At 67.6% G+C, this 26,087-nt stretch carries 27 protein-coding genes and 2 pseudogenes; 12 read left to right on the top strand and 17 right to left on the bottom strand.

All coding sequences use genetic code 11. The features are described 5' to 3' along the window. The first annotated feature begins 21 nt into the window (after window positions 1-21). The 3 genes from ASF34_RS14115 (at window position 22) to ASF34_RS14105 (ending at window position 2,586) form a co-directional block, all read left to right on the top strand. Window positions 22-711 carry a TetR/AcrR family transcriptional regulator gene (locus ASF34_RS14115; RefSeq protein WP_244478995.1) on the top strand — a complete coding sequence of 230 codons (690 nt, stop codon included), beginning with the start codon at window positions 22-24 and terminating at the stop codon, window positions 709-711. Window positions 712-802: 91 nt separating this feature from the next. Beyond that, window positions 803-2,101 carry an SDR family oxidoreductase gene (locus ASF34_RS14110; protein ID WP_056161760.1) on the top strand — a complete coding sequence of 433 codons (1,299 nt, stop codon included), beginning with the start codon at window positions 803-805 and terminating at the stop codon, window positions 2,099-2,101. A gap of 5 nt (window positions 2,102-2,106) precedes the next feature. Further along, on the top strand, window positions 2,107-2,586 hold the full coding sequence (locus ASF34_RS14105) for a DUF2269 family protein (RefSeq protein ID WP_056161758.1): 480 nt from the start codon (window positions 2,107-2,109) through the stop codon (window positions 2,584-2,586). A 7-nt stretch (window positions 2,587-2,593) separates the two neighbouring features. Here the strand turns inward: ASF34_RS14105 and dxr are convergent, their stop codons facing one another. The 15 genes from dxr to ASF34_RS14030 all read right to left on the bottom strand — a co-directional run bounded on the left by dxr (window position 2,594) and on the right by ASF34_RS14030 (window position 16,076). Continuing rightward, on the bottom strand, window positions 2,594-3,763 hold the full coding sequence (gene dxr / locus ASF34_RS14100; protein ID WP_056161755.1) for a 1-deoxy-D-xylulose-5-phosphate reductoisomerase: 1,170 nt from the start codon (window positions 3,761-3,763) through the stop codon (window positions 2,594-2,596). Window positions 3,764-3,776: 13 nt separating this feature from the next. Beyond that, on the bottom strand, window positions 3,777-4,643 hold the full coding sequence (locus ASF34_RS14095) for a phosphatidate cytidylyltransferase (RefSeq protein ID WP_056161754.1): 867 nt from the start codon (window positions 4,641-4,643) through the stop codon (window positions 3,777-3,779). Beyond that, entirely contained in the window at window positions 4,643-5,488 is an 846-nt protein-coding gene (locus ASF34_RS14090) for an isoprenyl transferase (protein WP_018045030.1), read from the bottom strand. The genes ASF34_RS14095 and ASF34_RS14090 overlap by 1 nt, the downstream gene beginning before the upstream one ends. Before the next feature lie 49 nt (window positions 5,489-5,537). Continuing rightward, on the bottom strand, window positions 5,538-6,101 hold the full coding sequence (gene frr / locus ASF34_RS14085; RefSeq protein ID WP_018045031.1) for a ribosome recycling factor: 564 nt from the start codon (window positions 6,099-6,101) through the stop codon (window positions 5,538-5,540). 151 nt (window positions 6,102-6,252) lie between these two features. After that, the gene (locus ASF34_RS14080) at window positions 6,253-6,732 is read right to left on the bottom strand and encodes a BLUF domain-containing protein (RefSeq protein ID WP_157196503.1); all 480 of its coding nucleotides are present in this window, start codon (window positions 6,730-6,732) and stop codon (window positions 6,253-6,255) included. Window positions 6,733-6,898: 166 nt separating this feature from the next. Beyond that, on the bottom strand, window positions 6,899-7,621 hold the full coding sequence (pyrH, locus tag ASF34_RS14075) for a UMP kinase (protein WP_018045033.1): 723 nt from the start codon (window positions 7,619-7,621) through the stop codon (window positions 6,899-6,901). Between the two features lie 240 nt (window positions 7,622-7,861). Beyond that, entirely contained in the window at window positions 7,862-8,785 is a 924-nt protein-coding gene (gene tsf / locus ASF34_RS14070) for a translation elongation factor Ts (RefSeq protein WP_056161752.1), read from the bottom strand. 122 nt (window positions 8,786-8,907) lie between these two features. Next, window positions 8,908-9,972, bottom strand: a complete 1,065-nt coding sequence (locus ASF34_RS14065; RefSeq protein WP_018045035.1) for a 30S ribosomal protein S2 — start codon at window positions 9,970-9,972, stop codon at window positions 8,908-8,910. 177 nt (window positions 9,973-10,149) lie between these two features. Beyond that, entirely contained in the window at window positions 10,150-10,899 is a 750-nt protein-coding gene (locus ASF34_RS14060; protein WP_056140515.1) for a pseudouridine synthase, read from the bottom strand. A gap of 10 nt (window positions 10,900-10,909) precedes the next feature. Further along, window positions 10,910-11,833: a class I SAM-dependent methyltransferase gene (locus tag ASF34_RS14055; RefSeq protein WP_018045037.1), complete on the bottom strand. Its 924-nt coding sequence runs from the start codon at window positions 11,831-11,833 to the stop codon at window positions 10,910-10,912. 359 nt (window positions 11,834-12,192) lie between these two features. Next, window positions 12,193-13,122: a GTPase Era gene (gene era, locus ASF34_RS14050; RefSeq protein WP_085984279.1), complete on the bottom strand. Its 930-nt coding sequence runs from the start codon at window positions 13,120-13,122 to the stop codon at window positions 12,193-12,195. A 49-nt stretch (window positions 13,123-13,171) separates the two neighbouring features. Continuing rightward, on the bottom strand, window positions 13,172-13,984 hold the full coding sequence (gene rnc / locus ASF34_RS14045) for a ribonuclease III (protein WP_056161750.1): 813 nt from the start codon (window positions 13,982-13,984) through the stop codon (window positions 13,172-13,174). An 11-nt stretch (window positions 13,985-13,995) separates the two neighbouring features. Further along, a complete protein-coding gene (gene lepB / locus ASF34_RS14040) occupies window positions 13,996-14,796 on the bottom strand; it encodes a signal peptidase I (protein ID WP_056161748.1) in 801 nt (266 codons plus the stop codon). A gap of 60 nt (window positions 14,797-14,856) precedes the next feature. Beyond that, window positions 14,857-15,312: a holo-ACP synthase gene (gene acpS, locus ASF34_RS14035; protein WP_018045041.1), complete on the bottom strand. Its 456-nt coding sequence runs from the start codon at window positions 15,310-15,312 to the stop codon at window positions 14,857-14,859. Next, window positions 15,309-16,076: a pyridoxine 5'-phosphate synthase gene (locus tag ASF34_RS14030; RefSeq protein WP_056162100.1), complete on the bottom strand. Its 768-nt coding sequence runs from the start codon at window positions 16,074-16,076 to the stop codon at window positions 15,309-15,311. The genes acpS and ASF34_RS14030 overlap by 4 nt, the downstream gene beginning before the upstream one ends. A gap of 115 nt (window positions 16,077-16,191) precedes the next feature. On the opposite strand from ASF34_RS14030, the gene ASF34_RS14025 reads away from it, so the two are divergent. The 3 genes from ASF34_RS14025 (at window position 16,192) to ASF34_RS14015 (ending at window position 17,663) form a co-directional block, all read left to right on the top strand. Beyond that, window positions 16,192-16,566 carry a PH domain-containing protein gene (locus ASF34_RS14025; protein ID WP_018045043.1) on the top strand — a complete coding sequence of 125 codons (375 nt, stop codon included), beginning with the start codon at window positions 16,192-16,194 and terminating at the stop codon, window positions 16,564-16,566. A 72-nt stretch (window positions 16,567-16,638) separates the two neighbouring features. Beyond that, the gene (locus tag ASF34_RS14020) at window positions 16,639-16,902 is read left to right on the top strand and encodes a PepSY domain-containing protein (RefSeq protein ID WP_156465721.1); all 264 of its coding nucleotides are present in this window, start codon (window positions 16,639-16,641) and stop codon (window positions 16,900-16,902) included. Window positions 16,903-16,997: 95 nt separating this feature from the next. Continuing rightward, window positions 16,998-17,663 (top strand): MgtC/SapB family protein, encoded by a 666-nt coding sequence (locus ASF34_RS14015; RefSeq protein WP_082494173.1) that lies wholly within the window; start codon window positions 16,998-17,000, stop codon window positions 17,661-17,663. A 4-nt stretch (window positions 17,664-17,667) separates the two neighbouring features. Here the strand turns inward: ASF34_RS14015 and ASF34_RS14010 are convergent. After that, window positions 17,668-19,224, bottom strand: a pseudogene (locus tag ASF34_RS14010) (PQQ-dependent dehydrogenase, methanol/ethanol family); the annotation flags it as partial. Window positions 19,225-19,371: 147 nt separating this feature from the next. Further along, window positions 19,372-19,582 (bottom strand): annotated as a pseudogene (locus ASF34_RS14005) (PQQ-dependent dehydrogenase, methanol/ethanol family); the annotation flags it as partial. Window positions 19,583-19,955: 373 nt separating this feature from the next. Between ASF34_RS14005 and rpsF the strand changes: the two are divergent. The 6 genes from rpsF to alr all read left to right on the top strand — a co-directional run bounded on the left by rpsF (window position 19,956) and on the right by alr (window position 25,895). Beyond that, window positions 19,956-20,423 (top strand): 30S ribosomal protein S6, encoded by a 468-nt coding sequence (rpsF, locus tag ASF34_RS14000; RefSeq protein WP_018045048.1) that lies wholly within the window; start codon window positions 19,956-19,958, stop codon window positions 20,421-20,423. Window positions 20,424-20,426: 3 nt separating this feature from the next. Then, window positions 20,427-20,708, top strand: a complete 282-nt coding sequence (rpsR, locus tag ASF34_RS13995) for a 30S ribosomal protein S18 (RefSeq protein ID WP_018045049.1) — start codon at window positions 20,427-20,429, stop codon at window positions 20,706-20,708. 234 nt (window positions 20,709-20,942) lie between these two features. Then, window positions 20,943-22,007, top strand: a complete 1,065-nt coding sequence (locus ASF34_RS13990) for a hypothetical protein (RefSeq protein ID WP_056161743.1) — start codon at window positions 20,943-20,945, stop codon at window positions 22,005-22,007. Between the two features lie 67 nt (window positions 22,008-22,074). After that, window positions 22,075-22,638 carry a 50S ribosomal protein L9 gene (gene rplI / locus ASF34_RS13985; protein ID WP_018045051.1) on the top strand — a complete coding sequence of 188 codons (564 nt, stop codon included), beginning with the start codon at window positions 22,075-22,077 and terminating at the stop codon, window positions 22,636-22,638. Between the two features lie 407 nt (window positions 22,639-23,045). Continuing rightward, a complete protein-coding gene (locus ASF34_RS13980) occupies window positions 23,046-24,533 on the top strand; it encodes a replicative DNA helicase (RefSeq protein WP_026176149.1) in 1,488 nt (495 codons plus the stop codon). Window positions 24,534-24,785: 252 nt separating this feature from the next. Further along, the gene (gene alr / locus ASF34_RS13975; protein WP_156465720.1) at window positions 24,786-25,895 is read left to right on the top strand and encodes an alanine racemase; all 1,110 of its coding nucleotides are present in this window, start codon (window positions 24,786-24,788) and stop codon (window positions 25,893-25,895) included. Window positions 25,896-26,087 lie beyond the last annotated feature (192 nt).

The raw sequence follows: 26,087 nt of genomic DNA, 5'->3' as shown, positions 1-26,087 counted from the left end.
CGTCGATTGCACCTAGTTAGGATGACTGAACGGTTCGGTCAATCGGAGGGAGAGGTGGTGGCAAGCGGAGGGGACGTTCCGACGTCGGACAGGACGGGCGCGCGAAACCCGGCGGAGACCGACAAGCGTCGGCAGATCCTCGACGGCGCGCGCTCGGTCTTCATGGCCTCGGGCTTCGACGGAGCCAGCATGGGCGAGATCGCCAAGGCGGCCGGCGTGTCGAAGGGCACGCTCTACGTCTATTTCGATAGCAAGGAGGCGTTGTTCGAGGCGCTGACTCTGGAGGAGAAGCGCGGCCTCGCCGAGGCTTTATTCCAGCTCGATGCCGACGATCCCGACGTGCGCGGGGTCCTCACCCGGCTCGGCGAGACCTACCTCGTCCACATGATCCGTCCGGACCACGTGGCGATCATCCGGATGGTGATCGGGGCGACGGAGAAGTTTCCGCGCTTCGGCCAGGCCTTCTACGAGGCCGGCCCGGCACAGGGGGTGGCACGGCTCACCGCCTATCTCGACCGCCAGGTGGCGGCGGGTCGTTTGCGCCGCGCCGATACGGAACTCGCCGCCAAGCACTTCCTGCATCTGTGCCAGGCCGGGCTGCTGACGCGCCTGCTCTTCGCGGCGGGCGGTCCGGTGACGCAAGGCGAGATCGCGCCCCGCGTGAGCGAGGCCATCCGCGTGTTCTTCGCGGCCTACGGGCCCGAGGAGTGACGGGTCTCAGCCTCGCGAACGGTCACGCTTGATTCAGGCAAAGCCGGCAAGGGTGGGCCGAGACGCGATCGGAGCGGTGGATCACCGAGAGATGCGAATCCTGGTTCTCGGAGGCTACGGCCTCATCGGCTCGGCGGTGGTCTCCCGCTGCCTCGCCGCCGGGCATGCGGTGACGGGCCTGGGGCGGGACGTCCGGTCGGCGCGATGGCGTCACCCCGATGCCGACTGGGTCGCGTGCGACATCGCGAGACTGGCCGAGCCGGAGGATTGGACCACGGTTCTCACCGGGTTCGACGCCGTGGTGAACTGCTCTGGCGCCTTGCAGGACGGCCCGCGCGACGATGTCCGCGCCGTCCAGGCGGTCGCCATGTGCGCCCTGTTCGCCTGCTGCCGGCAGATGGGCATCCGGCGAATCGTCCAGGTCTCGGCCGTGGGAGCCTCGTCCGATGCCCCCACCGAATTCATGCGCAGCAAGGCCGAGGCCGATGCGGCCCTTTGCGCCCTCGATCTCGACTGGGTGATCCTGAGGCCCGGCCTCGTCCTCGCGCCCGTCTCCTACGGCGCCACCGGCCTGATACGCGGGTTGGCGTCGCTTCCGGTGGTCTTCACGGGGATGCCCTCTCTCCGGCCCATCCAGACCGTCCATGTGCAGGACGTAGCGGGGGCGGTCCTCCTCGCGGTGGAGGGAGGGATCGCCGTACGGGCGCACTACGACCTCGTCGAGGATCAAGGCCACACCCTGCCGGACATCGTCGCGGCCTACCGCGCCTGGCTCGGGCGCCCTCCGGCCCCGCTCGCGCTGCCGGTCCCGTCCTGGCTCCTCCGGGCCGGTTTCCGCATGGGCGATCTCGTCGGCCGACTCGGCTGGCGGACTCCCATCCGCATCACGGCTCTGCGCCAGATCGAGGCCGGCGTGAGCGGGGACCCGACCGCCTGGAAGCGGGTCGCGGGCTCACCGCTCTCCTCCCTGTCGGAGAGCCTTCGCCGGATGCCGTCCGGGGTGCAGGAACGCTGGTTCGGCCGTCTCTGGCTCCTGAAGCCGGCGATCCTCGCCACGCTCTCGCTGTTCTGGCTGCTCTCGGGGCTGATTGCCCTGACGCATCTCGACGCCGCCATGGCGGCGATGACCGCCCATGGCATCGATGCGGTGACGGCGCGGGTCACGGTGCTCGCCGGGATTTTCGTCGACCTGGCGCTGGGGGCCGCGATCCTGGTGAGGCGCACCATGCCGCTCGCCGCCCTCGGCATGGCGGCGATGACGGGGATCTACCTCTTCTTCGGCTCGGCCATCGCCGCCGGTCTCTGGCTCGATCCCCTCGGCGCCTATCTCAAGACCCTGCCCGGGGTGATGCTGGCCCTCGTGGCCTATGCGCTGGCCGACGAGCGCTGACCTCGATGGAGTACGTCGATCTCCTGCGCTGGCTGCACGTCATCGGCGCGACGATCCTGCTGGGCACCGGGGCCGGCATCGCCTTCTTCATGACGATGGCGCACCGCACGGGACGGCCCGACCTGATCGCCCATGTGGCGGGAACGGTGGTCGTCGCCGACACGCTCTTCACGGCGACGGCGGCGGTCATCCAACCGCTGACGGGCTGGCTGCTGGCACGCGCGGTGGGCTGGCCCCTCTCCGAGGGATGGATCGCCCTGTCGCTGATCCTCTACGTCGTCATCGGCTTGTTCTGGCTGCCGGTCGTCAGGATCCAGACGACCTTGCGCGATCTCGCCAGCGCTGCGGCGGGATCGGGAGTGCCCCTGCCGCCGCGCTATCACAGACTGTACCGGATCTGGTTCGCCTGCGGTTTTCCCGCCTTCGCCGCCATGCTTGCCATCGTCTGGCTGATGACGGCGAAACCGCGATTCGTCCTGTTCTGAGCTGACCTCAGGCGGCCGAAGGCAGCGCCTTGGCGCTCCAGGCACGGACATGGGCGTCGATGGCCAGAGCCTCGTCCACGTCGGCGGGCGCGCTGCGATACTCCGGGGCGAAATGCTCGCAGGCCCGCTCCACCAATTCGGCGATGCCGTAGAAACCGATTTCCCCACGGATGAAGGCGGCCACCGCGATCTCGTTGGCGGCGTTCATCACCGTCGGGGCGGCGCCGCCCTCCGCGAGCGCCGCGCGGGCGATGCGCAGGCAGGGGAAGCGCGCTTCGTCCGCCGCCTCGAAGGTGAGACTGCCGACGGCGGCGAGATCGAGGGAGCGTCCCCGCTCGATGGTCAGGCGGTCGCCGAGACCGAGACAATGGGCGATGGGGACGCGCATGTCCGGCATGGCGAGACCGGCCGTCACGGCGCCGTCGCGCCAGGTGATGAGGCCGTGCACGATGGATTGCGGATGAACGATCACGTCGAGGCGCTCGGCCTCGATGGCGAACAGGTGATGCGCCTCGATGAGTTCGAGGCCCTTGTTCATCAGCGACGCCGAATCGATGTTGATCTTCATCCCCATCGACCAGGTCGGATGGGCCGCAGCCTCGGTGGGTGAGGCCGCCGCGATACGCTCCCGCGTCCAGGTGCGGAACGGGCCGCCGGAGGCGGTGATGGTCATCTTGGTCACGTCAGAGACGCAACCGTCCCCAAGCGCCTGCGCCAGGGCGTTGTGCTCGGAATCGACCGGCAGCAGCGTCGCCTTGAACCGCGCGGCATCGCGCATGAAGGCGTCGCCGGCGCAGACGAGGCTCTCCTTGTTGGCGAGCGCCACCGTGCGGCCGAGGCGCAGGGCGGCATGGGTCGGCCGCAGGCCGGCCGCGCCGCTCACCGCCGCCACGACGATGTCGGCGTCACGGGCCACGGCTTCGAGGACGGCGCTATCGCCTGCCCCATTCGCGATGCCGGTGCCGGAAAGGGCCTCGCGCAGGGCCGGCCCCTGGCTTTCGTCGGCGAGCGCGGCAAAGTCGGCTCCGATCTCGCGGGCGAGCTTGGCCAGTGCCACGGCGTCGCGACCACCGACGAGGGCGCCGATCCGGAACCGCTCGGGATGCTGGGCCAGCAGATCCGTGGTGGAACGACCGATGGACCCGGTGGCGCCGAGGATGGTGACGGTATGGGTCAACGAATCGATTCCTTCAGACCACCGCCAGGCGGTGGGCGATGAGATAGAGGCCGGCGAGGACGGCCACGGCGAAGAAGCCGTCGAGCCGGTCCATGACACCGCCATGGCCCGGGATCGAACGGCCCGAATCCTTGACGCCGTAATGACGCTTGAGCCCGGATTCGGCGAGATCGCCAGCCTGGCTCAGGATGGACGCGAGGGCGCTCGTGATGGCGACCGCGACGAGGGGGGCGTTCGCCAGACTGCTCCACCCCTGCGAGCGCGCGGCCATCACCAGCAGGGTGCCGGCGGCGATGCCCGCCACGAGGCCGCCAAGTGAGCCCGACCACGTCTTCTTGGGGCTCACCGACGGCATCAGCTTCGGCCCGCCGAAGGTCCGGCCGGTGATGTAGGCGACGATGTCGGTGGACCAGACCACGGCGAACATCCAGGCCGGGCCGAAGATGCCGATGGCCGGGTCGTCGCGCAAAGCCGGGGGAACCAGGGCCAGCACGGCGGCGCTGAGGAAGCCGATGAGGACGCGGCTCCGCCCGCCCGAATCCCTCACGGTGACGAGGAGCGCCACGAGGGCGGCGCCGGTGACCGCGAGCCAGATCGGCGGCGACGCATCGAAGCGCAGGCAGAGGGCGAGGCCGGCCAGCCCCAGGCCCGTGATCGCAACGGTAGGCCTGAGCGGCGCGATCCGGCTGATCGTGATCCATTCGCCCGCGAAGACGATGCCGGCGATAAGCCAAATGGCGGCGAAGGCCCAGCCGCCGAGGAACAGCGTGGTGAGCACGATGGTCGCCAGCACGATGGCTGAGGCGGTCCGCAGCTGGAACTCGCGGCCGCCGAGGGGGCCACGCCTCGGCGCAGACGCCGCGTCGCCGGGCGAGACCATCACCCGGCCTTGCCGCTGAGGCCGCCGAAGCGGCGGTCGCGGCGATGATACTCGTCGATGGCCGCATGGAAGCAGGCGTGGTCGAAATCCGGCCAGAACTCCGGCACGATCACGTATTCGGCGTAGGCCGTCTGCCACGTGAGGAAGTTCGACAGGCGCTGCTCGCCGGAAGTCCGGATGACGAGGTCGGGATCGGGAATGCCGGTGGTGTCGAGGGCTTGGGTGATGGCTTCGAGGCCGATCTCGGCGGGGCTCATCCGCCCGTCGGCCACGGCCTGGGCCAGGGTCCGGACCGCCCGCAGGATCTCCTGGCGCCCGCCGTAATTGAAGGCGATCACCAGGGTGAGGCCGGTATTGCCGCGGGTCCGCGACTCGGCCTCGTCGAGCAGGGCGGCGATATCGGTGCTCAGGCCCTCGCGGGCGCCGATGATCTTGACGCGCACGTTGTTGCCGTGGAGCTCGGCGAGGTCGCGGCGCACGAACAGCTTCAGCAGGCCCATGAGATCGGCGATCTCGGCCGGCGGCCGGCGCCAGTTCTCGGAGGAGAAGCTGTAGATCGTCAGATAGGAGACGCCGAGTTCGATCGCGGAGCGGACCGCGCGGCGGACGGCCTCGACGCCGCGGCGATGCCCCTCCACACGCGGCAGACCACGGCGCGCGGCCCAGCGGCCGTTGCCATCCATGATGATGGCCACATGGGCGGGTGCCGCCGGACGGGTGACGGGAGACGGGCCGGCCCCCGACGGCGCGGCATCGCGCGAGGCGAGGCCGACCGTGGCAGCGGCCGCATCCCTATCCCCGGCCGCAGATACCTCGATCTGACGCGCGCCCTCTGAGCGACCCAACGCGCTTCTCCCCGTCCCTGATTCCGTCGATTCCATACCTGTCCGAAACCTAGACCTGCATGATTTCCTTTTCCTTCGAGGCGAGAACGCCGTCGATCTCGGCGATGTGCTGGTCGGTCACCTTCTGCACCTCGGTGGCCTGACGCTTCTCGTCGTCCTCGCTGATGGCGCTGTCCTTCTCGAGCTTCTTGAGATGGTCGAGCGCATCGCGGCGGACGTGGCGGACCGCGACGCGGGCCTCCTCGGTGTATTTGTGGGCGACCTTGACCATTTCCTTGCGGCGCTGCTCGTTCATCTCCGGCACGCGCAGGCGGATGGTCTGGCCTTCGGTCTGGGGGTTCAGCCCGAGATCGGATTCGCGGATGGCCTTCTCCACGGCAGCGACCATGCTCCGGTCCCAGACCGAGATCGACAGGAGGCGCGGTTCGGGCACGCTCACCGTGGCGACCTGGGCCATCGGCATCGACGACCCGTAGGCATCGACGTTGATCGGATCGAGGATGCTCGGAGTGGCGCGTCCGGTGCGCAGGGAGCCGAGATCCTTCGACAAGGCGCTCACGGCGCCCTGCATCCGGCGCTTGATATCGTTCAGGTCGAACTCTGGGGTCGCCATACTGTGTGTCCCGACGAAATTAGGGAGAAAGGGCGTTGGGCCGCCGGGGCCCGTGCGTGCGGCCTCAATGAACCAAAATCCGACAGGTCGCAAATGGCGTTCGCAGCTGCGGCGGATCAAATCGCCGGTGCGAGCCGGGTTCGCGATCGGCCTATCGCGCGACCGGCTTCATCGCCACGATCCCCGTCTGGCCCGAGCGCTGCACGAAATGGCTCGCATCGAGCTCCGTGAACGCCCGGAGCAGGGCGATGATGGACGTCGCGGACATCTCCGTGGGGTCGAACTTCGCGGTGGGACCGTATTGGAGATAGAGGGCGTTGAGGGCCTCCGAACGGCCGGCATAACCCACCGTCCATCCCCCCAACGAACGCTGCTGCACCGGGGCGGCCGAGACGAGGACCATGCCGCTGTGACGGCTGTCCGCCGCCAGAGTCCAGAGCTGCTCCGAGATCGTCGATGCCTCGCCCTCCATGGCCTGCAGGAAGAAATCCTCGTTGAACACGAGGGCCCCGGTCATGCCGGACGCGCGATCGTAGCGGCTGCAGGAGGCCAGGATGTCCCGGACCATGTCGCGCATCGAACCACCCGTCAGCTTGACGAGATTCCGGCTATAGAAAACGATCTGCGACAAGGGCATCGACTATGCTCGGTAGCCGCTTCGGGCGTGCGGCAGGCGTTCCCTTTCCCAGGACGACCTAAAATCCTCAAGAAACCCTGTGGGCAGAAGCATCGATCGACTGACAGACCGCCGCGCATCAACTCGGCGGGGCCAATCCGATACTTGAGACAGGGTGCCGTCAGGGCACGACATGCGTCGAAGGGGCGTTCCCGGTGAGGATCGCGGTCACCGAACTCGGCGCGTGGACCGAGCCGACGACGATGGAGATGCGGCTCTCGCGGGCGAGAGCGAAGGCGGCGGTATCCATGATCTTGAGATCGCGGGCGATGGCATCGTCATGGGTCAGGCGATCGAAACGCACCGCCGAAGGGTCCTTCTTCGGATCGGCCGAATAGACTCCGTCCACCTGGGTCGCCTTGAGCACGGCTCCGCAGCGCAGTTCGGCCGCGCGCAGGACGGCGGCGGTGTCGGTGGTGAAATACGGGTTGCCGGTGCCGCCGGCGAGGACGACCACCTGGCCCTTGTCGAGATGGTGAAGGGCCGGCTGGCGCGCATAGGTCTCGCAGATGGTCGGCATCGACACGGCGGACATGGTGCGGGCGGGCACGCCGGCGGCATTGAGCGCCGTCTCCAGGGCGAGGGAATTCATCACCGTGGCGATCATGCCCAGCGAGTCGCCGGTGGCCCGGTCGATCCAGCCCGCCGACGAGATGCGCGCGCCCCGGATCATGTTGCCGCCGCCGACGACGAGGGCGACCTGGAAGCCGGCCTCCAGGGTCTTGGCGATATCGTCCGCCAGGGCCGCGAGAAGCGGGGGATGCAGCCAATACCCGTCCGGGGCGGCCAAGGCCTCGCCCGACAGTTTCACGAGCACGCGGCGAAACGGTTTGGTCTTCGACATGGCGCCAGTCCCCTCGAGCACCGGCGCAAGGCCGAACGATCCAATCGGAAGTGTCCGCTGTCTATCGCAAGGCGGTCGCGAAGGTCGAGGGGCAGGACGCCGTTCGCGCGTCATCCCCCATCTCGCCCCCAAGCCTGTGGAGAGGCGCGACGAGGCCGGGGACCGGAAACGTGAAACGGGCGGCGGCATCGCTGCCGCCGCCCGTTTCACAGGGAGACCCGTCTCGGATCGAAGGCCGTATCAGCCGCGGGCGGCGGCGGCGACTTCGGTGGCGAAATCGGGGGCTTCTTCCTTCTCGATGCCCTCGCCGAGGGCATAGCGCACGAAGGCCGTGAGCTTGACCGGCGCGCCGGCCTTGCCCTCGGCTTCCTTCAGCACCTGCGTGATCGTCTTGGAGCCGTCATGGACGAAGGGCTGCTCCAGGAGGGTGACCTCCTTGTAGTAGCTCTTCAGGCCGCTCTCGACGATCTTGGCGAGCACGTGATCCGGCTTGCCGGCGTTCTTCTCGCGCAGGATGTTGCTCTCACGCTCCAGCACGGCCTGATCGACGCCCGCTGCGTCGAGGGCCACCGGGTTGGTGGCCGCGACGTGCATGGCGATCTGACGGCCGAGGGTGGAGAGAACGTCCACATCGCCCTCCGATTCGAGAGCCACCAGCACGCCGATCTTGCCGAGGCCGTCGGCGACCTGGGCGTGGACGTAGGACGCGATCACACCCTTGGTCACATCGAGCTTGGCGACGCGGCGCAGGGTCATGTTCTCGCCGATGGTGGCGATGAGGCTGGAGAGCGTCTCCTTGATCGTCGTGGAGCCGCCGGGGAAGTGCGCGGCCTCGAGGCCTTCGAGGGTGCCGTCGGTGTCGAGGGCGAGCTTGGCGGCCTCGCGGGCGAAGCCCTGGAAGCTGTCGTTGCGGGCGACGAAGTCGGTCTCGGAATTCACCTCGACGATGGCGGCGTGATGGCCCGACGATTCGACGGCCACGAGGCCCTCGGCGGCGACGCGGCCGGCCTTCTTGGCGGCCTTGGCGAGGCCCTTCTTGCGCAGCCAGTCGACGGCGGCTTCGATGTCGCCGTTCGTCTCGTTGAGTGCGCCCTTGCAGTCCATCATGCCCGCGCCGGTCTTTTCGCGGAGCTCTTTCACCAATGCGGCGGTGATGTTGGCCATGGCGAGTCCTCTCTTCGGGTCTGTCTCAAATGATAAAGGAGCCCGACGCTAGGGTCAGCGCCGGGCTTCGGGGATGGTTTCGACGTCAGCGGCGGCGTCCCGTCACCGGGATGCCTGTGCGATCAAACGGCGGCAGCGGCCTCGGCGAAGCCACGGGCCTGATCGACCCAGCCGTCGCGGCTGATACGGCCGTTGAGCTTCAGGTCGGCATCGACCTTGGCGACTTCCGCGTCGGTCATCGCGGCGATCTGCCAGTAATGGTAGACGCCGGCATCGTTGAGCTTCTGCACGATCTGCGGGCCGGCGCCGTGGAGCTTGGACAGGTCGTCCGGAGCGCCGCGGGGAGCGGAGAGCAGTTCGAAATGCTCGGTGGACTCGACGAGGGCGGCCACGTCGGCCGGGTCGAGAGCACCGGACTCCACCGAGATGGCAGCCTCTTCCTGCGGGAGTTCCTCGGCGACGGGAGCCTCGGAGGCGCCGAGATCGACGCCGCTGGAGCCCTGGCCACGCGAGATGCCGTCGATGGCGGCGCGGGCGATGAGGTCGCAATAGAGCGAGATCGCGCGGCCGGCATCGTCGTTCGCCGGGACGACGTAGGTGATGCCGTCGGGGTTGCAGTTGGTGTCGACGATGGCCGCCACCGGGATCCCGAGGCGCTGGGCCTCCTTGATCGCGAGCTGCTCCTTGTTGGTGTCGATCACGAACAGCAGGTCGGGCACGCCGCCCATGTCCTTGATGCCGCCGAGAGCCTTCTCGAGCTTGTCCTTCTCACGGGACAGCATCAGGCGCTCCTTCTTGGTGAGGCCCTGGCCACCACCTTCGAGGGTCTCGTCGACCTTGCGCAGACGGGCGATCGAGCCCGAGATGGTCTTCCAGTTGGTCAGCATGCCGCCGAGCCAGCGGGAGTTGACGTAGTACTGAGCCGAACGCTTGGCGGCTTCCGCGATCGTGTCGGCGGCCTGACGCTTGGTACCGACGAACAGCACGCGGCCGCCCTTGGCGACGGTGTCGCTCACGGCCTGGAGGGCCTGGTGAAGAGCCGGCACGGTCTGGGCCAGATCGATGATGTGGATGTTGTTGCGGGTACCGAAGATGTAGGTCTGCATCTTCGGGTTCCAGCGGTGGGACTGGTGTCCGAAATGGGCGCCCGCTTCGAGGAGCTGACGCATCGTGAAATCAACGGCCATGATCGTTTTCTCTTCCGGTTGATGCCGCCGCGGAGGAAGCGACCGCCCCTCGAAAGGAACGATCACCGGAAACGCCTCATTCAGGCATGAGGCCGGCTCCGCGTGTGGAATGGGCGGGGCCTTAGCAGAGGATATCTGCCGAGGCAAGGCTATGCGAAGGACATAGCAGGGAGCGAATCAGGCAGCCGGTGCCTCGCCGAACAAGGCGGCGACATCCCCCTTGGTGAGGATGCGGTACGCGCCGGCTTCCAGGTCGGCCGGCAGGGTCAGGCCGCCGATGCGGTCGCGATGCAGGGCGGTGACGTGGTTGCCGAGCGCCGCGAACATGCGGCGGACCTGATGATAGCGGCCCTCATGCAGGGTCACGACCACATGGGTCTCGTCCTCGACTTCCATCTCCACCGGCAGGAGCGGCTTGTCCTCTCCTTCGAGCAGCATCGAGCCGCTGCCCAGCACCATGACCTCGTCGCCCTTGAGCGGACGGTCGAGGGCGACACGGTAGCGCTTGGCGACTTTCGATTTCGGCGAAATCACCTTGTGCAGGAAAGGCCCGTCATCGGTGAGGAGCAGGAGACCGGAGGTCTCCTTGTCGAGGCGGCCGATGGTGGAGAGGGCCGGGTCGCGCCTTCGCCAGCGCTCTGGAAGGAGCCCGTAGACCAGGGGACCGGCCTCCTTGTGGGAGCAGGTGACACCCAGCGGCTTGTTCATCATCAAGGCGAGGCCGGGCGGCGGATCCAGGGGATCGCCATCGACGACCATGCGCTCCGACAGATCCGGCGTCGCGGCGATGCGCTGGCTCGCGTCCCGCAAAGGCGCGCCGTCGAGAACGACGAGGCCGGCCTTGGCGAGAAGGCCGATCTCCCGGCGCGAGCCGTAACCGAGATTCGCCAGCAGGCGATCGAGCCTGAGGCTCGGGCTCTTGCTCACGAAGGCACGCTCACTTGCGCGCTTCGTAGATCTTGTAGCCGCCGGCCGAGGCCCTCAGCGTGACGGCCTTGAAGGCGGCCTTCAGGGGTGCCTCGTAGGGCAGGTGCGCGTTGGCCGTGAGCCAGAGCGTGCCGCCTGGCCTCAATGTCTCGGCGGCGCGCCGGATGAAGACCTCGCCGAGGAAGCGATCCTCGATCCCGCCATCGTGGAAGGGCGGGTTCATCACCACGAAGTCGAGACGCTCCAGGGTGACGTCGGTGGAGCGGATGTCGGCCCAGCGGATGTCGGCGCGGGGATCGCCCACGTTGCGGCGGGCCATCTCCACGGCGCGCCGGTCGATGTCGATCAGGGTCAGCGCGGTGACCCCCTGGGAGGCGAGGACGGCACGGGCGAGGACGCCGATACCGCAGCCGAAATCGGCGCCCCGGCCGGACAGGGCCGGCAGGTTGGCCAGGAGCAGCGCCGTGCCCGGATCGAGCCGGTCCCAGGAGAAGACGCCGGGCTGCGTGCACAAAGCGAGGTTGTCGATATGACGGGGGGCGCCTTCCTGGATCACCTCGTCGAGGTCGATGATCGCGGCGGGCCGGGCGACCTCGCAGATCCGGTGATGCCGCTTGGCGGTCTCGGCCGGCTCGCAGCCGAACTCCTTCAGCTCTCGGCCGAGGCGGGCGCCGCCCTTGTCCTTCGGCGCCAGGGCACGCAGACGACCGCCCGGACGCAGGGCGCGCAACGACAGGGAGAGTGCGTAGCGCCGCTCGATCGTCCCCGCCGGGGCCAGCATGGTCACGCTCTCGAGGCTGCCCTCGGCGATGTCCTCGAGCCGGACCGATCCGGGGATCAGCGGCGAGAGTTGGGCCGCTCCTGCGGACACGTCGGCGAGTTCGGCGGGAGGTGAACCATAGACGGCATCCGGGACGGTGGGAGAAGGCATCATTGATGGATCCGGCGCGACAGCACGCGCGCCTCGAGAGTTGGGCGTTGAAAGGAGGATAGAGAGGTCCGCGACTCGGAATCGGGTGCGGCTTCGTGATTGGTAGCCGGCGATGGCCTCGTTGGAAAGGTTATCTTCGCGGCATCCGCCAAATTCGCAAAATCGAGCGAATCGGTTGGCAACAGCCTGTCAAGTCATTGCCAAGCTGTTCTGTACGGAATCATTCAAAGCAGGCCATTCAATTGCAACTCCGCCTTGAGAACCCCAACCTTCCGCGAAACGATACTGTGGTTTATGCGGCGGCGCAGCATGAAACGAGTATCCGATACCTCGGATCATGCCGTGCGACATAGGGCCTTCCTTTAGCCGCGCGGAAATTCGAGTCCCATTTCGCGATAGCGCGCCGGGTCGTCGGCCCAGTTCTCGCGCACCTTGACGTGCAGGAACAGGTGGACGGGCTGATCGGCCGCCTCGGCGATCTCGCGCCGCGCCGCCTGCCCGATTGCCTTGATGGTCTGTCCGCCCTTGCCGAGCACGATGGAGCGCTGGCTCTCGCGCTCCACGAAGATCGTCTGCTCGATCCGGACAGAGCCATCGGTCTTGGCCACCCACTGGTCGGTCTCGACGGTGGAGCGGTAGGGCAGTTCCTCGTGGAGCCGGTCGTAGAGCTTCTCGCGGGTGATCTCCGCGGCGAGCATGCGGAGCGGAGCATCCGAGACCTGGTCCTCCGGGTAGAGCCAGGGGCCGGGCTGCATCATACCGGCCAGAGTCTTCCTCAGCGTGTCGATGCCGTCGCCGTTGAGCGCGGAGATCATGAATGTGTGGGCGAAGGCGATGCGCTCGTTGAGCGAGGCGGCGAGCGCCAGCAGCCGGTCGCGCGGGATCAGATCGATCTTGTTGAGAATCAGCGCCTTGGGGCGGCGAACCTCGGGCAGGCGGGCGAGGATCGCCTCGACCTCCTCGGTGACGCCCTTGCGGGCATCGACCAGCAGGCAGATCGCGTCCGCATCGGCGGCCCCGCTCCAGGCGGAATGCACCATTGCCCGGTCGAGGCGGCGCTTGGGAGCGAAGATGCCGGGCGTGTCCACCAGGATGATCTGGGCGCTGCCCTCCATGACGATGCCGCGCACCAGCGCCCGCGTCGTCTGGACCTTGCGCGAGACGATGGAGACCTTGGTGCCCACGAGGCTGTTGAGCAAGGTCGACTTGCCGGCATTGGGAACGCCGATCAGGGCGACGAAGCCCGCGCTCGAATCCGCCGGGATAACCGGCAGCGGCTTGATCTCGGGCATCGGGGCCTGAGGGGGCAGGTCGTCCTCGTCGTCGAAATCGTTGTGGTCGTCAGGCATCGGAGTCGCTTTCTTCACCGACGTCCGCCGACGTCTCCATTCCGTTGAGGGGGCGCGCGCCAGGTTGCTGGCTCACACCCTGGACCTCGCGGTCGAGGACGAGGCGGGCGGCCTCCTGCTCGGCGAGGCGTTTCGAAGGGCCGGTGCCGTATCCGGGCTCCAGGCCCTCGACACGCGCGGCGATCCGGAAGACGGGGGCATGGTCCGGGCCTGACCGCTCCACGACGTCGTAGACCGGGATCGGCAGGGCGCGCCCCATCGCCCATTCCTGAAGGGCGGATTTCGCGTCGCGTCCGCGCGGCGCCGCCGTGTCGGTGCCGGGCGCGAAGGCCGCCAGGACGATGGCTTTGGCCGCCTCGTATCCGGCATCGAGGAAGACCGCGCCGAGGATCGATTCGCAGGCATCCGCCAGGATCGTCTGGTTGCGGCGGCCGCCGCTCTGGATCTCGCCCGGGCCGAGGGCGAGATGGGGCCCGACATCCCAGGCCGTCGCCACCGAGGCACAGGTCTCCCGGCGCACGAGCCCGGCGAGACGCCGCGACAGGTCACCCTCATCCGCCTGGGGAAAGGCTTCATAGAGGAGGTCCGCGATGGCGAGGCCGAGCACCCGGTCACCGAGGAACTCGAGGCGCTGGTAGCTTCCCACCCGTCCACCGCCGCCGGCCTTGCTGACATGGGTCAGGGCCAGGGACAGCAGGCTGCGGTCGGCAAAGACATGGCCGATCCGCTCTTCGAGCACGTTCAGGCCGGGCTTGGGTCGCGGTGCGCGCCGCGCCCGGCTGGAAGGACGCGCCTCCTCACCCACGATCGATCGTCCTAACGGATGCTGCTGAAGATGCGGCCCCACCGCACCTTCGTCGGCCATTGCCAAATCTGCCAGGCGGGCGTGCCCTCGTCGATGGAGAAGAAGATCATTTCGGCGCGGCCGACGAAATTCTCGAACGGGACGAAGCCGACATTGGCGAGATCGCGCGAATCCGTGGAATTGTCGCGGTTGTCGCCCATCATGAAGTAACGGCCCGGCGGCACCAAATAGGGCTCGGTATTGTCCCAGTAGCCGTTGTCGCCCTCGCGCTCGATCACCTGATGCACGACGCCGTTGGGCAGGGTCTCGGTATATTGCTCGACCTTCGTTTCCTCGCCGTACGGACCGGTGGTCTCGTAGGGGGCGATGCGCTCACGCTTCACCGCCACGTCGTTGATGTAGAGGATGCCGGCCTTCATTTGGATCTTGTCGCCGGGCAGGCCGATGACGCGCTTGATGTAGTCGGTGGCATTGTCCTTCGGCAGCTTGAACACCGCGATGTCGCCGCGCTTCGGCTCCGCCGCCCAGATCCGGCCATCGGCCTTGGACGGCAGGTACTCGCTCAGGGGGAGCGAGTACTTCGAATACCCGTAGGAGTACTTGGACACGAACAGGTAGTCGCCCACGAGAAGCGTCGGAACCAGGGACCCCGAGGGAATGTTGAACGGCTGGAAAAGCAGCGTGCGCACCACGAGGGCGATCAGCAGCGCCTGGACGCCGACCTTGACCGTCTCCTTGATGCTCGCCCAGGCGCCGGTATCGGCCGCCCTCAGGTCTCGCTTCGTCTGGTGATCCACGCGCGCTCGTTCCATCTGTCTGCAATCTCCGGCTCGACGCGCGAACCCGATCGACTGTCGGTGAAGACCGGCGGTCTAGACCATGCGGTCGGGGGCCGCAACGCGAGCGGTCGCCGGCTCAGCATGCGCGGCCGGAAGGGGCAAGGCTTCGATGATCACGAATGCTTGCGCCATGGGCGGATCGTCGGTGAGCGTCACGTGGATCTTCGCGGCATGCCCGGCGGGAATCATCGCCCGCAGTCGCTCCGCGGCGCCGCCGGTGAGATGCAGGGTCGGCGCCCCGCCCGGCAGACTCACCACCTCCATGTCGCGCCAGAAAACACCGTGGCTCATGCCGGTGCCCAGCGCCTTGGCACAGGCCTCCTTGGCGGCGAAGCGCCTCGCATAGGACGGGGCGCGGGAGGCGCGGCCCTCCGACTTCGCGCGCTCGCCATCGGTATAGATCCGGTGGGTGAACCGCTCGCCGTAGCGTGCGAGGGACCGCTCGATCCGGCGGATGTCGCAGAGGTCCGAGCCGATGCCGACGATCATGCCGCGATCCCCGCCCGCGCCCGGTCCATCGCGGCGCGCATGTCGCGGATCGCCTGGCCGAGCCCCCAGAAGATGGCCTCGCCGATGAGCGAGTGGCCGATATTGAGCTCGGCGAGCTGCGGCAGGGCCGCCACCGGCCCTACGCTGTCGAGGGCGAGACCGTGCCCGGCATGGACTTCGAGGCCGATCCGCGAGCCGTAATCGGCGGCCCGCGCGATGCGGGCGAGTTCATGCGCCACCCGCGCGCCGTTGCCCTCGGCGACCGCTTCGCAGTAGCTCCCCGTATGCAACTCGACCACGGGTGCTTCGAGACGGAGTGCCGCGTCCATCACCGCCTCGTCGGGCTCGACGAAGAGCGAAACGCGGATGCCGGCGGCCGACAGGGCGGCGATCCGGGGGGCGAGGTGCGCCGCCTGCCCGACGATGTCGAGGCCGCCCTCGGTGGTGCGCTCCTCGCGCTTCTCCGGCACGAGGCAGGAGGCGTGCGGCCGCAGGCGGGCGGCGATGCCCACCATCTCGTCGGTGGCGGCCATCTCGAAATTGAGCGGCACCGAGAGCCGCGCCATCAGCGCCTCGATATCGGCGTCGCGGATATGCCGGCGGTCCTCGCGCAGATGCGCGGTGATGCCGTCCGCCCCGGCCTCCACGGCGAGCAGGGCGGCGGCGACGGGATCGGGAAGGATGCCGCCGCGAGCGTTACGCACGGTGGCGACGTGGTCGATGTTCACCCCGAGGCGCAGGGGAACGGGGGTTGTAGCGGACATCATGCGGCTCCGGACGGCAGGCGGGTCCCGAGAAAAAGGACGACCGGCGGAGGATGTGCCGGGCCGGCTCGTCCCTAGATAGGGGCAAGGCGGCATTTTCGGGATAGGCGGCGCAATGGGAATTCTCGACGGCCTCTTCGGCCATGGCAGCGACCTCTCTCCGCAGGAGGTGAACGACAGCCTCGCGGGAATCCTCACCCAGGGCGAAACGGTGCAGGTCGCCTTCCGGGTGATCCGCGACCTCATCGTCTTCACCGACCGGCGGCTGATCCTCGTGGACAAGCAGGGCATGACCGGGCGCAAGGTCGCCTACATGACCGTGCCCTACCGGGCGATCACCTGCTTCTCGGTGGAGACGGCGGGCAGTTTCGACTTCGATTCGGAGCTGGCGATCTGGGTCTCCGGCCGGCCGGAGCCGATCAGGAAGACGCTCAAGCGCGGCGCCGACATCCTGGGCATCCAGCAGGCGATCGCCGCCTCCCTCAGGTGATTCGTCTCCGGAACCGGAAAACCAGGGCAGATGTTTGCTTTTAGACGGCAAACGAAATCTTGGAGGAACCTCATGAGAGTCTTGAAACCCGCGCTCCTCGCCCTGCTCCTCACCGCCGGGTCCGCCGGCATCGCTCTCGCCGACAAGCCCGGTGCGGATTGGATGCCGGCCGAGCAGGTCAAGCAGAAGCTGATGGCCGCCGGTTATACCGACATCACCGAGTTCGAGGCGGATGACGGCCATTGGGAGGGCGAGGGCATGAAGAACGGCGTGAAGATGGAATTCCACGCCGATCCGAAGACCGGCGCCATCATTTCCGAGAAGCCCGACAAATAGGCCCATCGACGGGTGAACAGGGACGGCGTCAGGATTGTCGCCGTCCTCGTCTCTGCTTAGGAGCGACCGACGGGCTCTGAGCGGATGGACTGTGCGTGATCGGCAATTTCGAGATCCTGGGGCGTCTTCTCCTCGCGGCGCTGCTCGGCAGCGCCGTGGGTTTCGAGCGTGAGCGCCTCGTCTGGGCGGCGGGGATGCGGACGCACATGCTCGTCTGCGTCGGCTCCTGCCTGATCGTCATCGTCTCGGCTTTCGGCTTTTCGGACATTCTCGGTACGCCGAACGTCTCTCTGGATCCGTCGCGCATGGCGGCGCAGGTGGTGTCCGGCATCGGCTTTCTCGGTGCCGGCACGATCATGCTGCGCGGGGAGATGGTGAAGGGCCTCACCACGGCGGCGGGGTTGTGGGCCGTGGCCGCCATCGGCTTGGCTGCGGGAACGGGCCTCTACGTGGCGGCGATCGCGACCACCGCCATCGTCCTCCTGATCCTGGCGGGGATGAAACCTTTGGAGGCGCGCTATCGCGAGCGGGCGCAGACCCGCACCCTCACCATCACGGCCAGGCGCGGCACGATCACCATCGAGGTCCTGCGCGGCCTGTCCGGTTCCTATGCCTCCCGCCTCCTCCAGTTCGTCACCCAGCCGACGGCGGAGGACGGCATCGACACGATCGACGTGTCTTACGTCCACATACCTGAGAAGAGTTTCGACGAGATCGTGGCCGCCCTCCGAGCCCGCGACGGCGTGACGAGCGTCTCCTGAGGCGTCAGTCCCGCGATTCGGGAAGGGCGAAGACCGTGAGTTGTCCGCCCAGCGCCGTGTAGCGCGACAGGCCGGCATAGCCGCCCACCGCCCCGGCCCCGTCCGCCGGGTCGGTGAGACCGGCCGCTAGCCCGATCCCCGCCCAGCCGCCGACGCCCGAGAGCACGGCGACGTATTGCCGGCCGCGATGGAGGTAGGTCGTCACGTTGCCGATGATGCCCGACGGGGTCTTGAAGCGGTAGAGTTCGCGGCCCGTGCGCGCATCGACGGCCTTCAGATAGCCTTCCAGCGTTCCGTAGAAGACGACGCCGCCGGCCGTGGCGAGTGCGCCGGACCAGACCGAGAACGGCTCGGTGTTCGACCAGACGACCTTTCCGGCGACGCCGTCCCAGGCGATGAACCGGCCCGTCTCGGGACCATCCTCAGTCGGCTGCAGGGTCACCGTGGCGCCGACGTAGGGGATGCCGGGCGTATAGGTGACGTGGAACGGCTCGTAACTCATGCAGATGTGGTTGGTCGGCACGTAGAAGAGCCGGGTGATCGGCGAATACGCCGCCGGCTGCTCGTTCTTGGCGCCGATGGCGCCGGGGCAGATGCCGGTGGTGGTCTCGTCCTCTCCCGTTTTATCGGGTGAACGGCGCGGATCGACCAGGGGGCGCCCGTAACGGCCCGAGCCCTCGTCCATGTCGATCCCGGTGGCCCAGTTCACCGCCGGATCGAATTTTTTCGCCACCAGGAGTTCGCCGGTGCTCCGGTCCAACGTGTAGCCGAACCCGTTGCGGTCGAAATGGGTGAGAAGCGGACGCGTCCGGCCGTCGATCGTCTGATCCGTGAGGATCATCTCGTTGACGCCGTCGTAGTCCCACTCGTCGTGGGGCGTCATCTGGTAGACCCATCGCATCATGCCGGTATCCGGGTTGCGGGCGACGATCGCCGTCGTCCACTTGTTGTCGCCGGGACGCTGCGTCGGATTCCAGGTCGAGGGGTTGGCGGTGCCGTAATAGATGAGGTCGAGCTCGGGGTCGTAGGAGTACCAGCCCCAGGTCGCCCCTCCGCCGGTCTTCCACTGGTCGCCCTCCCAACTCGCGAGGGACGAGTTCTCCCCGATGGGCCGGCCGAGCGAGGTGGTCTTCTGCGGATCGACGATCATGTCCGCGTCCGGCCCCGTCGAATAGCCGCGCCAGAGCCGTGTCCCGGTCTTGGCATCGTAGGCGGTGATATGGCCGCGCGCGCCGTACTCGGCGCCAGAGATGCCGACGATGATCTTGTCCTTCACCGGCATCACGGTGGCGGTGTTGGTCTCGCCGACCGCCGGATCGCCGTTCTTCACGGACCAGTTCACCCGGCCGGTCCTGGCATCGAGGGAAACCAGGGTGGTGTCGGCCTGGTGCAGGATGATGGCGCCGTCGGCATAGGCGAGACCACGGTTGACCGTGTCACAGCACATCACCGGGATGACCGACGGGTCCTGCTTGGGCTCGTACTTCCAGACGATCACGCCGTCCTTGTCGAGGTCGAGGGCGTAGACGATGTTCGGGAAGGGGGTGTGGACGTACATCATCGCTTTCCCACCGCCACCACCGTCACGGTGACCGTGGTATCATCCACGGGTCCTGCTTGGGCTCGTACTTCCAGACGATCACGCCGTCCTTGTCGAGGTCGAGGGCGTAGACGATGTTCGGGAAGGGGGTGTGGACGTACATCATGTTGCCGACGACGAGGGGAGAACCCTCGTGGCCGCGCAGCACGCCCGTCGAGAACGTCCAGGCCACCTGCAGCTGCTTCACGTTGCCGGCGTCGATCTGGTCGAGCTTCGAATAGCGCGTGTTGGCGTAATCGACCGTCTGCAGCACCGGCTCGTCGGCGATGGCCGGGCCGGACGCAATGAGACAGAGCAGGAGGGCCACGGCTCGTTTCATAGCTGACATCGGCGATCCTCCCACGTGGCGTGCGCATTCCAGCCGCTCCTCTATCACCGGATGCGGATCGATTCGCGGGCTTCCTTGCCGCTGGGATCGGGGCGATCATCCGTGTCGCCATCCTTGCCATCCCGTCCGAACTCGTCTATGCGCCGCAACTCGTGTTCGCTCCGGCTGGGGGCTGAACGGACGGTGCCGGCTTGTCCGGCATGCGGAGTTCGCTCCATCGTCCCGTGTCTCCGCCTTCGATCAACCGCTCGGGCCTTCAAACGGCTCGAAGGGCTTGGCGCCGGGCGAAACGCGTTGAACCGGCCCGACGATCGACATCCGCACATCCGTGCCGTCGGGCCCCTTTTGCTATGAAGGGCCCGTTATGCCTCTTTATGAACACGTCTTCCTGGCGCGCCAGGACGTGACGGCCCAGCAGGTCGAGACCATGGTCGAGACCTACAAGGGCGTCATCGAAGCCAATGGCGGCAAGGTCGAGAAGATCGAGATGTGGGGCGTGAAGTCCCTCGCCTACCGCATCAAGAAGAACCGCAAGGCGCATTTCACGCTCCTCAACGTCGACGCCCCCCCGGCGGCTCTCGCCGAGATGGAGCGCCAGATGCAGATCTCCGAGGACGTCCTGCGCTTCATGACCGTCCGCGTCGAAGAGCTCGAGTCCGAGCCGTCGGCGATGATGCAGAAGCGCGACCGCGACGACCGCAAGGATCGTGAGCGCGGCCGTCGTCGTGACGACGAAGGCTTCGGTGGTGGTGGATTCGGTGGCGACCGGGATCGCGGCGACCGCGGTGATCGCGGCGACCGTCCCGAGCGCAGCTTCGGCGGGGAGAACTAAGCCATGGGTTTCGGTGCTGGACCTGGTGCGGCTCCTGCCGCTGGTGGTGGTGCGGGCGGCGGACGCCGTCCCTTCTTCCGTCGTCGCAAGACCTGCCCGTTCTCGGGCGCGAACGCTCCCAAGATCGACTACAAGGACGTCAAGCTCCTGTCGCGCTACGTCTCCGAGCGCGGCAAGATCGTGCCGTCGCGCATCACGGCGGTGTCGGCCAAGAAGCAGCGTGAACTCGCCCAGGCGATCAAGCGCGCCCGCTTCCTCGGCTTCCTCCCCTACGTGATCAAGTAGGCCTCGGCCTCTCCACGAGGCCCCCTCCTCCCCTTCGCGGGGAGGAGTTGGAGGTGGGGGTGATTGGGTGGCCCTCGGCCTGCGCAGGCTGGCGGAGCCACCCCTACCCTCGATCCCTCCCCACGAGGGGGAGGTAAGTCTACGCCGGCGGTAAGCACGCTGCCGGACGTCGTTGGGGCGAAATGAAACGCCTCTAACCCTGCCCCTTTCGGGGACAGCGGGACAGCGGGATCGATGACACAGTTTCTCGGTATCGGCATCGGCGCGGGCCTCGTCTCCGCACTCCTCTTCGGCGTCCTGCTGAAGGGCACGCTGCTGTCCATCGTGCTCTACCTGCTCGCCCCGCTCCCGATCCTGATCGTGGGCCTCGGCTGGAGCCACAAGGCCGCCCTCGTCGCTGCGATCACGGGCGCCGTCGCGCTTGCCTTCCTACAACCCTTCCTCGGCCTCGGCTTCCTCGCCTATCTGGCGTTGCCGGCTTGGTGGCTGGCTTATCTCGCCCTCCTCGGGCGACCGAACGCCGACGGCACCATGGAATGGTACCCGACCGGGCGGCTTCTCGCTTGGACCGCCGGCACGGCCGGGCTCGCCTTCGTCGCCATCGCGGTGATCGCCTCGCCGAACTTCGAGACCTTCCAGACCCAGTTGCGCGGGATGACGCGCACGCTGGTGACGATGCAGGGCAAGACCCGTGCGACGCCCCCGGCCGCCGCTCCTGCAGGAAACCCTTCGACGACGGGGAATCCCTCACCGGTAGAGAATCCCCCGCCCACGGAGACGCCCGCGATCCAGGCGGAGTCGGATGCGAAGACGGCGCCCACCGCCGAGCCCGGCACCGACCAGCAGAACGCTGTGGCCGATGCCCTGGCGACGATCGCCCCTGGACTGGCGACGCAGGGTCTTGCCGTGCTGCTCACCTTCTATCTCTGGGCCGCTGGGCGGATCGTGCGCATTTCCGGCCGCCTGCCTCGGCCCTGGCCCGACATCCCCTCCACCGCGATGCCGCGCTCCGTCCTCGGCATCCTGGGAGCGGCCTTCGTGCTGGCCCTGGTGCCCGGCTATCCGGGCGTCCTCGGCATCTGCCTCATCGGTGCGCTGACCGCCGCCTTCGCCATGCAGGGCCTCGCCGCCTTCCACGATCGCAGTCGTGGCCGACCCGGACGCATGGCCCTCCTGTTCGGGCTCTATCTGATCCTGTTCTTCACGCAGGGCGTCGCTCTTTTCGCCCTGACCCTGTTCGGCCTCGCCGACACCGCCTTCAACCGGCGCCGTCCCAAGGAGGACGCCGGACGAACCTGAGGCCCGTCTCCCGCATCACGCGGCCGGACCTCTCCCAACACACCCCACCCCAGCAAGGACCAAGACCATGGAAGTCATCCTCCTCGAGCGCGTCGCCAAACTCGGCCAGATGGGCGAGACCGTGAACGTGAAGCCGGGCTACGCCCGCAACTTCCTCCTCGCCCGCGGCAAGGCCCTGCGCGCCACCGCCGGCAACAAGAAGCACTTCGAGACCCAGCGCGCCCAACTCGAGGCCCGCAACCTCGAGAAGAAGAGCGAGGCGCAGTCCGTCGCCGAGACCCTCGAGGGCAAGAGCTTCGTGCTGATCCGGCAGTCGGGCGAGACCGGCGTGCTCTACGGTTCGGTCTCCACCCGCGATCTGGCCGAAGTCGTCACCGCCGAGGGCTTCACCGTCGGCCGCGATCAGTTCGCCCTCAACCAGCCGATCAAGACGCTGGGCCTGCACACTGTGCCGGTGGTGCTGCACCCCGAGGTCGAGGTGACCGTCACCGTCAACGTCGCTCGCTCGCCGGAAGAGGCCGAGCGTCAGGCCCGCGGCGAATCGACCACCGAGCGTGAGGCGTTCAACCTCGACGACCTCGGCCTCGAAGTCGGCGCCGCTCTCGCCGAGGCCGGCGACGACCGCGAGTAAGCCCCATCCACGACCGGTGGAGAACGGGGATCATCACCCAAAGGGGTTGACTGGTTCCCGATTTGTTCCAGCATGGCGCCTGTCATCCCGAAAGGGGTGGCAGGCGTTTTTCGTGTTCGGTCCACGCACTCCATCCCACCCGGCCACCTCATCCTGAGGTGCCGGAGCACAGCGGAGGCCTCGAAGGAGGCTTCCATTTCGCGCGTCGGGTTCTGGAGCCCTCCCTCAAGGCCCGCTCACGCGGGCACCTCAGGATGAGGTGGTTGGATTGAGGAAGCGACGAGCGCGTCGCGCGAATCGGCTAAGGTTCGGCTAACCATGCCTGGGCCATGGTCGTGCGGTAGCGGAATGGTGCGGCGATGGACTCGCCGCGCGGTGTCGAAGAAGTCGGAGCCTCGAGTCAGCCCATGGCCCTGCCCAACGCCCTGACGGCAAACCTCCAGAGCGTCACGCAGGAGTTCCGCGTCGCGCCCCACAACATCGACGCGGAGCAGGCGCTGCTCGGCGCGATCCTCGTCAACAACGACGCCTATTACCGGATCTCGGACTTCCTCCTGCCCGAGCATTTCATGGAGGATGTCCACCGTAAGATCTTCGAGGTCGCCGCCTCGCTGATCAAGGTCGGCAAGCTCGCGACCCCAATCACGCTCAAGACCTATCTCGGTGACGCCGATCTCGGCGGCCAGACGGTGATGCAGTACCTCGCGCGCCTCGCGGCCGAGGCCACCACGGTCATCAACGCGGGCGATTACGGCCGCACCATCTACGACCTCGCCATTCGCCGCCGGCTGATCACCATCGGCGAGGATCTGGTCAACGGCGCCTACGAGGCGCCGGTGGAATCCTCCCCCCGCGACCAGATCGAGGGCACCGAGCGCCGGCTCTACGAGCTCGCCGAATCGGGCAAGTACGATGGCGGCTTCCAGAAATTCTCCGACGCGCTCACCGCCGCCGTGGACATGGCGGCCAAGGCCTACCAGCGCGACGGCAAGCTCTCGGGCATCGCCACCGGCCTGTCGGACCTCGACGCCAAGATGGGCGGCCTGCAATCCTCCGACTTGATCATCCTCGCCGGCCGTCCGGCCATGGGCAAGACGTCGCTGGTGACCAACATCGCCTTCAATGTGGCCAAGGCCTATCGGGGCGAGAAGCAGCCCGACGGGCGGATCGAGACCAAGAACGGCGGCATCGTCGGGTTCTTCTCCCTCGAAATGTCGGCCGAGCAGCTGGCGACCCGCATCATCGCCGAGCAATCCGGCGTGCCGTCCTACAAGATCCGCCGCGGCGACATCCGGCCGGAGGATTTCTACAAGATCACCGATGCCGCCCGGGACATGCAGACGATCCCGTTCTACATCGACCAGACCGGCGGCATCTCCATCGCGCAGCTCGCCGCCCGCGCCCGCCGCTTGAAGCGCCAGAAGGGTCTCGACCTCCTCATCATCGACTACCTGCAGCTGCTGTCCGGTTCGGGCAAGCGCAGCGACAACCGCGTGCAGGAGATGACCGAGATCACCACCGGCATGAAGGCGCTGGCCAAGGAACTCGCGGTGCCGATCATCGGCCTGTCGCAGCTCTCGCGTCAGGTGGAGAACCGCGACGACAAGCGCCCGCAGCTCTCCGACCTTCGCGAATCGGGCTCGATCGAGCAGGACGCCGACGTGGTGATGTTCGTGTTCCGCGAGGAATACTACGTCAACAACAAGAAGCCGCGCGAAGGCACCGAGGAGTTCTTCGCCTGGGAGGCGGAGATGAACCGCGTCCACGGCAAGGCCGAGGTGATCCTCGGCAAGCAGCGCCACGGCCCCACCGGCACGGTGGAGCTGCAGTTCGATGCGAACATCACGCGGTTCTCGGATCTGGCCAGCGAAGACCGGATGCCGCAGCGCATGTGATCGGTGCCGTGCCAGCCGAGTGAGGGTCACCCAACCACCCCCACTCCTAACCTCTCCCCGCAAGGGAGGGGGACGCGGTCCGCTTGAAAGAGCGGATGGGAATCCTTTAGCCCCGCGAGGGGGTGGCAAGGGCGCTACAGAGACCGTCGCCTCTATGGTTCACCCTGCGCGAGACGGTAGACTCCGGTTCCTCACATGAGATTTGCAGGCAGCGGAGACTGCCCCATCACCGCGCTCGAACGAGACCCGGCAATGTCGATCGCTCATCCGGAGGCCGCCATCCACGGCGCCCACCTCACCATCGACCTCGCGGCCATCGCCGAGAACTGGCGTCGGCTCGGCGCGCAGGCGCCGCACATCCCCTGTGCCGCCGTGGTCAAGGCCGATGCGTATGGCTGCGGACTGGTGAAGGTCGCGCCGGTCCTGTGGCGGGCCGGCTGCCGGACGTTCTTCGTCGCCCATGCGAGCGAAGGCGCGGTCGCCCGGTCCGCCCTGCCCGCGGCCACGATCTACGTCCTCAACGGCCTCACGCCCGGCAGCGGCCCCGTCCTCGCCGCGCACGCCCTGCGCCCGGTCCTCGGATCGCGCGAGGAACTCGACGAATGGGCTGCTCTGGGGGCGGAGATGGGCCGGCCGCTTCCCGCCGCCCTTCACGTCGATACGGGCATGAACCGCCTCGGCCTGACCGTCCCCGAAGCCCTGGCGCTCGCCGGCGATCCGCTCATCCAAGCGGCCGGGATCGACCTGCTCATGAGCCATCTCGTCAGCGCCGAACGGCCCGACGAGTCGATCAACCGGCGCCAGTGCGAGGCGTTCGGGGACGTTCTGCGGGCCTATCCCGGCATTCCGGGCTCGCTCGCCAATTCCTCCGGCTGCTATCTCGGCGAGGGCGTCGCCAGCGACCTGCTCCGGCCGGGCTACGCCATCTTCGGCGGCAACCCGACCCCGTGGCGGGCGAACCCGATGCGGCCGGTCGTCCGCCTCGAAGCGGCGATCGCGCAAGTCCGCGACGTCGCGGCCGGAGATGGCGCTGGCTACAATGCCCGCTGGACCGCCCCCGGCCCGCGACGGCTCGCCACCCTCTCCATCGGCTATGCCGACGGGTATCCGCGCTCGGCGAGCGGTCGCGGCCACGCCCTCGTCGGCGGGGTGCCCTGCCCCATCGTCGGCCTGATCTCCATGGACCTCATCATCCTCGACGTCACCGACGCGCCCAGCGCCCGTCGCGGCGAACCCGCGATCCTGATCGGTGATTCCCTCGACGTGGACAGTGTCGGCCACGCCGCCGGCACCATCGGCTACGAAATCCTGACCGGTCTTGGTTCACGATATGTTCGTCGTTATGTAGGACCAATAGATTGATCCAACACACGACCTCATCCTGAGGAGCCCGCGTCAGCGGGCCTCGAAGGAGGCCTCCAGATCCGGCAAAGCGAACTGGAAAGCTCCTTCGAGGCCTGCGCTCCGCTCCGGCACCTCAGGATGAGGTCGTGTGTTGGATCGGCGGATAACGGTGCTCAATCTCTTCGAGCGGCGATCCACTCAAAAGGCGAT

It is taken from the genome of Methylobacterium sp. Leaf106 (assembly GCF_001422895.1).
GTDB classification, from domain to species: Bacteria; Pseudomonadota; Alphaproteobacteria; order Rhizobiales; family Beijerinckiaceae; genus Methylobacterium; species Methylobacterium bullatum.
Note: the sequence above shows the minus strand (reverse complement) of the source record. Positions and strands in the feature narration are given on the sequence as shown.